At 56.7% G+C, this 9,446-nt stretch carries 10 protein-coding genes; 7 read left to right on the forward strand and 3 right to left on the reverse strand.

Annotation, left to right across the window (positions count from 1 at the left end; all coding sequences use genetic code 11):
* Window positions 1–296: 296 nt before the first annotated feature.
* The gene (locus tag IOB61_RS13320; protein WP_290817606.1) at window positions 297–1,217 is read right to left on the reverse strand and encodes a hypothetical protein; all 921 of its coding nucleotides are present in this window, start codon (window positions 1,215–1,217) and stop codon (window positions 297–299) included.
* A 446-nt stretch (window positions 1,218–1,663) separates the two neighbouring features.
* Between IOB61_RS13320 and IOB61_RS13325 the strand changes: the two genes are divergently transcribed.
* The gene (locus tag IOB61_RS13325) at window positions 1,664–2,185 is read left to right on the forward strand and encodes a phasin family protein (protein ID WP_290817609.1); all 522 of its coding nucleotides are present in this window, start codon (window positions 1,664–1,666) and stop codon (window positions 2,183–2,185) included.
* Here IOB61_RS13325 and IOB61_RS13330 read toward each other — a convergent pair.
* On the reverse strand, window positions 2,182–2,802 hold the full coding sequence (locus IOB61_RS13330) for a TetR/AcrR family transcriptional regulator (RefSeq protein ID WP_290817612.1): 621 nt from the start codon (window positions 2,800–2,802) through the stop codon (window positions 2,182–2,184). The genes IOB61_RS13325 and IOB61_RS13330 overlap by 4 nt on opposite strands.
* A 167-nt stretch (window positions 2,803–2,969) precedes the next feature.
* On the opposite strand from IOB61_RS13330, the gene IOB61_RS13335 reads away from it, so the two are divergent.
* The 5 genes from IOB61_RS13335 to IOB61_RS13355 all read left to right on the forward strand — a co-directional run bounded on the left by IOB61_RS13335 (window position 2,970) and on the right by IOB61_RS13355 (window position 7,499).
* Complete coding sequence (locus tag IOB61_RS13335) at window positions 2,970–4,658, forward strand: alpha/beta fold hydrolase (RefSeq protein WP_290817615.1); 1,689 nt, start codon at window positions 2,970–2,972, stop codon at window positions 4,656–4,658.
* Between the two features lie 101 nt (window positions 4,659–4,759).
* The gene (locus IOB61_RS13340; RefSeq protein WP_290817618.1) at window positions 4,760–5,668 is read left to right on the forward strand and encodes an alpha/beta fold hydrolase; all 909 of its coding nucleotides are present in this window, start codon (window positions 4,760–4,762) and stop codon (window positions 5,666–5,668) included.
* Complete coding sequence (locus IOB61_RS13345; protein ID WP_290817621.1) at window positions 5,665–6,195, forward strand: ATPase; 531 nt, start codon at window positions 5,665–5,667, stop codon at window positions 6,193–6,195. The genes IOB61_RS13340 and IOB61_RS13345 overlap by 4 nt, the downstream gene beginning before the upstream one ends.
* Window positions 6,192–6,944: a GNAT family N-acetyltransferase gene (locus IOB61_RS13350; protein ID WP_290817624.1), complete on the forward strand. Its 753-nt coding sequence runs from the start codon at window positions 6,192–6,194 to the stop codon at window positions 6,942–6,944. Before IOB61_RS13345 ends, IOB61_RS13350 begins: the two co-directional genes overlap by 4 nt.
* Before the next feature lie 54 nt (window positions 6,945–6,998).
* Window positions 6,999–7,499 carry a GAF domain-containing protein gene (locus IOB61_RS13355; protein ID WP_290817627.1) on the forward strand — a complete coding sequence of 167 codons (501 nt, stop codon included), beginning with the start codon at window positions 6,999–7,001 and terminating at the stop codon, window positions 7,497–7,499.
* 350 nt (window positions 7,500–7,849) lie between these two features.
* On the opposite strand, the gene IOB61_RS13360 is transcribed toward IOB61_RS13355, so the two are convergent.
* Entirely contained in the window at window positions 7,850–8,512 is a 663-nt protein-coding gene (locus tag IOB61_RS13360; protein WP_290817630.1) for a sulfur transferase domain-containing protein, read from the reverse strand.
* Window positions 8,513–8,630: 118 nt separating this feature from the next.
* Here IOB61_RS13360 and IOB61_RS13365 point away from each other — a divergent pair, with 118 nt between their 5' ends.
* Window positions 8,631–9,395, forward strand: coding sequence for a lysophospholipid acyltransferase family protein (locus IOB61_RS13365; protein WP_290817633.1), 765 nt, complete (start codon window positions 8,631–8,633; stop codon window positions 9,393–9,395).
* Window positions 9,396–9,446: the final 51 nt, after the last annotated feature.

Consider the following 9,446-nt stretch of genomic DNA (forward strand, 5'->3'; position numbering starts at 1 on the left):
ATGCGCTCCCCTCTCCCACTGGGAGAGGGGCGTTCCCCCCAACAATGTCATCCCCGCCGAAGCGTAGCGAAGAGCGGGGACCTCAGCGAGTTTGCGGCACAAGATCCCGGATCGGCGTACGCCGTCCGGGATGACTGCCTTCAGGGACTTTGCGGCAGGAGATCCCGGCTCGGCTTACGCCGTCCGGGACGACAACCTTAAGGAACTCTGAGGAACAAGATCCCGGATCGGCTTACGCCATCGGGGATGACATGGCTATTGGTCTCTGGGCCAACAAAAAAGGCCCACCCAACAGCTTAGTCGGCTTTCTTACATGGCGATGTCTTGGCTTCCACGACATCATTAAACAGGCCTTTGGCACCTGTTGGCGCGCCGCGCAGGTCGAAAAACAGGTCGGATTTGCGCAGATAGCCTTGTTCCATCAGGTTTCTCACCTGTGCGACAATTTCAGGATCAGCTTTGGCTTTAGGAAAGCTTGGCTCTGCTCCTGCGAAGCCGATTTCTTTTTTCACTTTGTTGAACCCGCTGTCGGGGTTCAACGCCTGACCATATTGCATGATGGCGAAAGTGGGGGAATTTTCGAAGCCATTCATCGGATCCAGCGACCAGAAATAGCCCTGCAGGGTTTCGGCGGTATGTTTCACGCTGTCACCATCGCAGAAGCGGTCGACGTTTTGTTTGATCAGGCACAGGGTATAGGCCTTGCTCGCGGCGTCGTCCCCACCAAAGCCGCTGAAGATAACAACAGGTTCTTCCTTGGTTGGTGGTTCACCAATCATGGTACGTGGCGTGCTAAACTGTACTTTCGTTCGGTTACCACAATAAGTCCGCGTCTGGGTTTCTAAATTGCTTAGTTTGCCGTCTGGCGCGTTACGCGCGCTTAAGCCGAAGTCACCGATCTTTTGCAGGGCCAAAACGGCCTCGGGCGGATTCCAAGGATCATTCATAACCCAGTGATGGGCGATGGTTGCAACGAGGTTGAGCGCAAGGAACCCGCAGATCAAGGTGAAGGCCGTGACCTTTTTTGCTTCTGGCTGAGCCGCGCGATAGGCAAGGCTCAAATTGTTTGATGGATTGGAAAATTCCCGTACCAAGCGAACAGCCGATGGGCCTGCAATCACAGCCTGCTGAACTTCCCGATCGATAAATGGTTCTGCCTGCCGTGCCAAAACAAGGGGATCAGGTGCTTTGCGGGGCGGTCTTTTTCCAAAAAACATCGGCAATACTCACTCATCAATAGGGTCAAGACAAAACTATACTTTGTCCCAGAAGTAGACACAGGGTTCAGCCGTCGCAGCTTTTGTGCCTAGAAAGGGAAAAGCTTCATCTAATCACCCCACACAGGGGAGGACGGTTTCCCAAAGTCTCTTGGGTCTTCCGTCGTGCGTCGGAGGGAGCGCTTCTGGATAACCCCGCCCCACGATGTCATCGCGGCCAGAACGACGTGGAGAGCGGGGACCTCAGGGGACTTTGTGGAAGGAGATCCCGGATCGGCTGCGCCGTCGGGGATAACAAACTTTTGCCGGGGCAGGGCACACCAATCCCCCAAAATGCTGCGTTGCAGCATTTAGTATGCGCTTTCTAAAAGCCCTCGCTATATCCTAGCCATCGAACACCAAAGGGCTGCTCCTCCCCCCCACGCAGCCCGGTGAAGGAGAGAAAAATGACCGACGTAAACAAAGTCACCGAAACTGTTGAGACCGCTCGTAAAGAGGGCCTCGAAATCGCCCGCAAGATCTGGTTGGCAGGCGTTGGCGCTTATGGCCGCGTGTATCAAGAAGCCGCTGGCCGCGTTGAAAAAGTAACCGGTGCAGCGAACGAAATGTTCGACCAATTGGTTGAAAAGGGTGAGCAAGTTGAAGATCTGGTTCGCGCCAGCATCTCCAAGAACGAAGCCGCTGGCAAAGTGACCGAATATGTCGAAAAGACAACGGCACAAGTCAAAACCGCTTCGGAAACCCGCATCCATGAGTTGGAAGAGCGTTTTGAAGCCGTTCGCAAGACCGTTGTTGAGAAGGTTTCGCCCTTCATGGACAAAGTAGCACCGATCAACATCTTCGCTTTGGGCACCCAAATCGAAACCTTGACCGCCAAGATCGAAGCTTTGACCGCTGAAGTGGAAGCTTTGAAGGGTGCTAAGGCTGCACCTAAGGCTTCTAAGAAGACCGAAACCGAAGCTGCCTAAGCTGCGGGCTGATCCGGGCGGATAAAGCCCGTGATTGGCAACATGATCAGAGCCGCCGCGCGTGCAATCAGCGCGCGCGGCGTTTCTGTAACTGGGGCATCAAATTCCATCCGAACCAATTGGAAGGCTAGGCCCAAGGCAAGCTGATTGACGAGGCCATCAAACGCCTCATCGGTTGCCACAATGGCTTGAGAGGCGCGCAGCGCGTGGAGTAGGCCGTAGGCTGCATCATGCTGGACGGCAAACATATGGCGGATCTGGTTGGCCAAGCGGGCATCGGCGCGGACAACCGATAGGGGTTCGCGGTAGGCAAAGCGGGCATCCCATGCCTCTTCCACCAAAATATGGACCCAGGTCCACGCCGTCTCAATCGTGGCATCCTCGCCCGAACATTTTTCGAGCGCAGCCCCCTTGATCGCCTCCAACTCGCCAATATGGGCGGCCAAAAGGGCAGCGGCAATTTCAGCCTTGCCCTTGAAATGGTAGTAAAGATGGCCCGGCGACATCGAAAGATGGTTGGCAATATCGACAGCGGCCAAGGCCCCAAAGCCTTCGCTGTTGAACAGCTCACGCGATTTTGCGAGGATTTTGTCCTTGGTCGGGCTGGTTCCACTCATATTTCGGCATCCTAAAGCAGTCAGAAGCAGGCAAACGACGAAAATCCGTAACCAATCGCGCATATCACAGCACAAACAACTTCACGATTAGCAATTGCCGTCATAACCTCGCGTCTGACAATGCCTGCGAGGGTCGAGCAATGAATCATCGGGGCGGGGAGGTCTGAATGTCGAAGCAGAAAATCAATCTTGGTGACGAAGCCGCACAAAATACCGTGGCCCTGACGGCCATGATGGGCCTGGCCCGCGAAGACCTGATGGGGGCTGTTGCCCTGATGATGCGGGAAGTAACCGCCAAGCCTGCCACCACGACCAAGCATCTGAAAGCCTTGGGCGATGATGTCGTCAAGATTTTGAAGAATGAGAGCGATCTGGCACCCGATGCCAAAGACAAGCGCTTCATGGACATTACCTTCAAATATAACCCCATCTATCGCATGGGGATGCAATATTATCTGGCCGTGCAGAAAAATGTCGGCACCTGGTTGGCTGATCTTGATCTCGATGAGATGGAAAAGGCCCGCGCGAGTTTTGTGTCGCAAATGATTATCGACTCAATCTCGCCCACCAATACGCTGATCGGCAATCCTGCTGCGATCAAGCGCGCGTATGAAAGCGGCGGCATGAGCCTGATTAAGGGCCTGCAAAATGCCTATCGCGACCTCACGGAAAATGGCGGCCAAGTCAGCCAAGTCGATAAGCGCCCGTTCAAAGTGGGCGAAAACTTGGCGACCTCTAAGGGCGCGGTTGTCTATAAGACCGAGATGATGGAGCTGATCCAATATGCGCCATCAACCGAACAGGTCCATGCAATTCCCTTCCTGATCATCCCGCCACAGATCAACAAGGCCTATGTGAACGACCTCTCGCCCGACAAAAGCATTGTGCGCTTCTTGGGCTCTTTGGGCCTGACGACATTCCTCGTCTCGTGGCGCAATCCACGGGTGGAGCATCGCGACTGGGGCTTGGCCGAATATGTAGATGAGCTGATTAAGGCGAGCGATGTGATCTTAGAGATCACTAAGGCCAAGAAGCTCAATGTGTCGGGTGCCTGTTCGGGCGGGATCACCACGGCAACCTTCTTATCCAAACTGGCAAGCCTTGGCGATACTCGCGTTAATGCGGTGAGCTTGATGGTCAATGTGCTCGACCCGCAAAAGGAAGATTCCGAAGTGGGGGCCTTGGTGTCCGAGCATGGGATTGAGCTTGCCCGCCAGCGCTCTGCCAAAAAGGGTATTTTGGAAGGCGATTCCTTGGGCCGGATGTTTGCCTGGATGCGGCCTAATGACCTCATCTGGAATTATGTCATCAATAATTATCTGATGGGCCAAGATCCTCCGCCATTTGACGTCTTGTTCTGGAATAATGACACGACCAATTTGCCGGCGAAATTGCACTCAGATTATCTCGACATGTATCCCAAGCAGCCCTTCGCCAGACCGGGCGAAGTGGAATTTGCCGGCCATATTGTCGATTTGACCAAGGTCAAAAATGATCTGTTCGTCATTGCTGGGGTAACCGACCACATCACGCCGTGGAAAGCCTGCTATCGCACGACCCAATTGGTCGGGTCAGAGAATATTGAATTCATTCTCTCCCACTCCGGCCATATTCAGGCGCTGTTGAACCCACCGGGCAATCCCAAGGCGAAATATTACCGCAATGAGGGCAAGCCACCGCCGACGACGGATGATTGGATGGCCGGGGCTAAAGAGGTTCCAGGCTCGTGGTGGCCCTTGTGGGGCGAATGGCTGAAGGCGCGCTCTGGCCCAATGAAGGCCGCCCCGGCAGATGTGGGCAGCAAGAACCATCCCGCTGGCGATCCAGCGCCTGGCCGCTACGCGTTCAATGATTAAAAAGCCTGTATCGGGCAGACCCTTCCAAGCGTAAGAGTTTGGCAACCATCTTGATCGACCATAAAAGCCCAGCTCAGGGATCGCTAAAAGGATAGTCTAACGTGTCTTCAGCTACCGAAACGACAGGCCGCAAGGCCCAGTTCGAACGTGTCACCATCGGCGGGCGCACCGTCCGCGCTGCCGTGTGGTGCACGGACCTTAAAGGCAAAGCAGGCAAGGACCGTCCGCGACCGATCCTGTTTTTCAATGGCATTGGGGCCAATATCGAGCTGATGGCCCCCTTGGCCGATTGGTTTGTTGACCGCGATATCATCACCTTTGACATGCCAGGGGTTGGCAAGTCACCCAATCCGATTTTGCCCTATCGCCCGTGGATGATCTGCGCCTTTGCCGCCAAGTTGTTGGATCATTACGGCTTTGACGTGGTCGATGTGATGGGGGTGTCGTGGGGCGGGGCGATGGCCCAGCAATTTGCGTGGCAGAACCCCAAGCGCACGGGCCGTCTTTTGTTAGCTGCGACCAGCATGGGCATGTTGATGGTGCCCGGTGACCCCGAAGTTTTGATGAAGATGGCCAGCCCCCGTCGCTATGTCGATAAGGATTATATGCTGGCCAATTTCCGCACCCTCTATGGTGGCGACGCCAGCGGGTCGGATGGCCATGCTTCGCGCCTGCTACCGCCTTCAACCATTGGCTATATGCAACAGCTGACCTGTATGATGGGCTGGACGAGTGCGTGGTTCTTGCCCTTCTTGCAGGCCAAGACGCTGGTGATGATGGGCGATAAGGACAAGATCGTGCCGGAAATCAATGGCCGTTGGATCGCGAGCCTTGCCCCCAATGCACGGCTTCACATCGTGAAGGGCGGTGGGCATTTGTTCTTGGTCTCCTTTGCCGAAACCATTGTGCCCGTGATGCGCGACTTCTTTGATGAAGGCGAAGCTTGGTATGGCAAGACGTTGGCGTCCGAGGCGGCAGCCACCAAGCCAGCTGCGAAGAAAGCGGCATGAGCGTGGGGGCAGGGGGGCGTTGGCTGATTGCAACGGCCCTCTTGATCTCGGCCAGTCCAGCAAATGCTGCGGTACAAGCCGCAAGCCCCAGCCAGATCGCCTTGGCCTATGAAGTGGAACTTGCTGGTACACCAGCCGAAGCTTGGCAAAATCTGACCCAAATCTCGAACTGGTGGTCCTCAGACCACACCTATTCCGGCCAAGCCAAAAACTTGAGCTTAGATGTGCGACCCGGCGGATGCTGGTGCGAAACTTGGGCCAATGGCGGGGTAGAACATGCCCGTGTCCTCATGGCCATGCCGGGCAAAGCTTTGCGGATCGAGGGCGGCTTTGGCCCCTTACAGGGCATGGCGGTACACGCGACCATGACCTTTAGCCTCAAACCCGCAACCCAAGCAGGCAAAACAAAGCTACAGGTCACCTATCTGGTCAATGGCAGCCCAGAGTCAAAGCTCGATGGCTTAGCGGCCCCGATTGATGGGGTCTTGGCAACCCAGTTTGGGCGCTTAGCTGCTTTGGGCCGATGACAGTCGAAGACTTGCGTGCGGCCTTTGATGCCAGCCAAAGACGCCGGCCCGATAGGGCCAACCTACCTAAGTCTTGGACGCAAACCCCCTTTGTGACCCGCGATCATGGCCAGATCATCTGGCAGGATATCGCCGCATCTGAGGTTCAAGACGTGATTGCGGCAGAGCTTGACGTGGCCCGTGCGGCAGGGGCTGAAGATCTTGAGTGGAAGCTTTACTCACACGATGCGCCAGACGGTTTTGCTGCGGCCCTGATGGCAGCAGGCTTTGCGCGTCAGCCGACAGAAACCATCCTCATTCGCGCCTCTGACTTAGGTCCGCCTGCCACAGTTGCGGGCCTTGAAGTCGTCCAAATCCACACGCTGGAACAGGCCGCCCATTGCTTTAACTTAGCGCTGCAAGCCTTTGGAAATAATTGGGATAAGAGCCCTGAAGACCTTCTCGCACGTGCCTTGGGCGGTGAACCCTTTTGGCTGGGTCTTTATGAAGGCCAGCCCGTCTCGATGGGCCGCCTGACGCGGACAGAGGGTAGTGACTTTGCAGGCCTTTATGGCGGGGCGAGCCATCCTGATTTCCGCCGTCGTGGCTTTTATCGGCCCGTGGTGCAGGCCCGTCTTCAGGCCGCAGCAGACATGGGCTGTCCGTGGGTGTTTTCCGAAGCCTTGCCGACGAGTGAGCCCATCTTGCGCGCCCTTGGCTTTGAAACCCTGTCGCAGGTCACTGGCTATCTCTACCGCTTTGCCGACTGAGACTTTTACCGCGTGCCACTGGCAATCGGGGCGGGCAGGCCATAGATAGCCGCTATGGCCGAAACTTTTTCCCCTGACGATTTGCCCCTCGAAAAGCCCGCCCGCTACCGCGAGGTGGAGGCGATGATTGCCTCTGTCGTGGCAGGGGAGACGAGCCACACCGCCCGTTATGCCACCGCCGTCAGCCTTCTGGTGCAGGCCTTTGGCCCGCGCTTTTTCTGGACGGGCTTTTACGTGGTTGATCCCCTAAAGCCGACAGAGCTTGTGGTGGGGCCCTATCAAGGCACGCTCGGCTGCTTGCGCATTCCCTTTGGCAAGGGCGTGTGCGGGGCTGCTGCCGCCTCTGGCCAAACCCAATTGGTCAAGGACGTGCATGCCTTTCCGGGTCATATCGCCTGCGACAGCCGCTCTAATAGCGAGATCGTCGTGCCCGTCTATGATGCAACCGGTGCTCTCGCCGCCGTATTAGACGTGGATTCCACAGAGCTCGCCGCCTTTGATGAAGAAGACCAAGCAGGCCTTGAATCCATCTGCCGGATTTTGTTGAGGGCTTGAGGCGGCTTGGTGGAAACACCCAACTTGTCTTCCCCGCCGAAGCGGCAGCGCAGAGCGGGGACCTCATAGGACTTTGCGGCACAAGGTCCCGGATCGGCTGCGCCGTCCGGGATGACAGCGTTTGTGGTTAAATACCCAGCCCCAACAATGTCATCCCCGCCGAAGCGAAGCGGAGAGCGGGGACCTCAGTGGGTTTGCGGATCAAGGTCCCGGATCGGCTACGCCGTCCGGGATGACACCATTTTGATTATTGGACTTTGCGGATCAAGGTCCCGGATCGGCTTCGCCGTCCGGGATGACAATCTTGGTGGTTGCAATACCCCTTCGCCAACCGCGCCAAGCCCCGCGCGCTATTCCCGCTTCAAAATATTATCGACAATCCAGCTCCACGCCGCTTGGGGCTCATAGCGGGCTTTGAGGTCGTCGCGGTCATATTCGGTGGTGAGCCACGTCCAGAAGTCGATGCGGCCGGTGGCTTCAATCTTGGCCCATTCGGCCCAGAAGAAGTCGAGGATGCCGGTTTTGGCTGCACTAATGTGGAGATATTTGAAGCTTAATTGCTTGCGCGCTTCTTCCAAGGGCACGCCTTCGATCTGATAGAGATAAAAGACGCTCATGGTGCCCGCGCGGTCTGCGCCCGATTTACAATGCATCAGGGCAGGATATTCCATGGTTTCAAAGGCTTTTTTGGCTTCGATCAAACGTTCCGCATAGGGCGCGCCACGGCTCTCGCTGTGCAGAAACACAAGGTTGAGGCCCAGCTTCTCGCAGGCCTCTTTTTCCAAGACGGTGAAGCTTGCGTCGGTATCCCCACGCAGGTTGACGATGGTCTTGATGCCAAAGTCTTTCCATTCCGCCAATTGCTTGGGGCTGGGTTGATTGGTGCGCCACATGCGGGGGCTGATTTGATATTTGTTTTGAAAGCGCGCGCGCAAAAAGGCGTGGTCATTCCACCAATAGTCGCGTTCAGCGGCTTTGCGGCGTTCAGGCGTGGAGAGGTCAAATTTGGGCACGGGCGCGTCTTTTCGGCTATTGGGATCGCATCTAGGCAGCCCCGCGTTGCCATGCAAGCCTTAGCTGTGGCGCCCGCGCACTCGCCTTTGACCGCAACGCTCGTTATGGAGCGGGACTATGAGCAAAAAACTCTCGCGCGCCTTCTTCCGTTCCTCACCCGTTCAGTGGTTTTTTGCGGGCTTCTTGGCCGCTTGGATGGCTTTGGTGCGGGTCACAACGCGCTGGACTTATGTGGGCCTTGAACATGCAGAGCCTGTGTGGAAGTCCGGCAAAGGGGTGGTGTGGTGCTATTGGCATTCGCGCATCATGGGCGCGCATTCGATCTGGCCGACCGATGTTCAAAAGATGTTGATGCTGATCTCGCTGTCGCCCGACGGCCAGTTTGTGGCACGCGCCGCAGAGCTTGTGGGCCGTACGGTGGTGCGGGGGTCCTCGTCAAAAAAGAAAGCCGATGGCGAGACCGAAGATAAAGGCGCATTGCAGGCGTTTCGTCAGATGCTCAGCCATGCCTCAAAAGGCGGGTGCGTCGGGATCACGCCAGATGGGCCACGTGGACCCCGCATGCGCGCCCAGCTTGGCGCGGTTCGGGTGGCGAAAATGGCCAAAGTGCCGTTGTTACCCTCTGCCTTTGCGGTCAAGGGTGGGGGCTATGCCAAGAGTTGGGACCGCTTTCATTTGCCGCCCTTGTTTTCGCGCGGCGTGATCGTCTATCGCCCCGCCATCGAAATCCCGGCCAAAGCGACCGAGGCCGATATGGAAGCCGCCCGTCTGGCCTTAGAGGTCGCCTTGACCGAGGCCATGCAAGAGGCTGATCGCTTGGTCGGCGGCCCATTGATCGAGCCTGCGCCGCCTGCACCACCCGCCGACGAGGCTGACGCGTGACCGAGACATTACCCTTTTCCTTGGCCCTCTATAAGATTGCGACCCAGCGTC

The sequence above is a fragment of the Aquidulcibacter sp. genome, assembly GCF_020253525.1.
Lineage (GTDB): Bacteria > Pseudomonadota > Alphaproteobacteria > Caulobacterales > Aquidulcibacteraceae > Aquidulcibacter.

Bases quoted from the DNA above. Each gene is read 5' to 3' on its own strand.
- IOB61_RS13350 (WP_290817624.1), top strand. From the start codon at position 6,192: ATGACAGTCGAAGACTTGCGTGCGGCCTTTGATGCCAGCCAAAGACGC.
- IOB61_RS13355 (WP_290817627.1), top strand. From the start codon at position 6,999: ATGGCCGAAACTTTTTCCCCTGACGATTTGCCCCTCGAAAAGCCCGCC.
- IOB61_RS13345 (WP_290817621.1), top strand. From the start codon at position 5,665: ATGAGCGTGGGGGCAGGGGGGCGTTGGCTGATTGCAACGGCCCTCTTG.
- IOB61_RS13335 (WP_290817615.1), top strand. From the start codon at position 2,970: ATGTCGAAGCAGAAAATCAATCTTGGTGACGAAGCCGCACAAAATACC.
- IOB61_RS13325 (WP_290817609.1), top strand. From the start codon at position 1,664: ATGACCGACGTAAACAAAGTCACCGAAACTGTTGAGACCGCTCGTAAA.
- IOB61_RS13330 (WP_290817612.1), bottom strand. From the start codon at position 2,802: ATGAGTGGAACCAGCCCGACCAAGGACAAAATCCTCGCAAAATCGCGT.
- IOB61_RS13320 (WP_290817606.1), bottom strand. From the start codon at position 1,217: ATGTTTTTTGGAAAAAGACCGCCCCGCAAAGCACCTGATCCCCTTGTT.
- IOB61_RS13365 (WP_290817633.1), top strand. From the start codon at position 8,631: ATGAGCAAAAAACTCTCGCGCGCCTTCTTCCGTTCCTCACCCGTTCAG.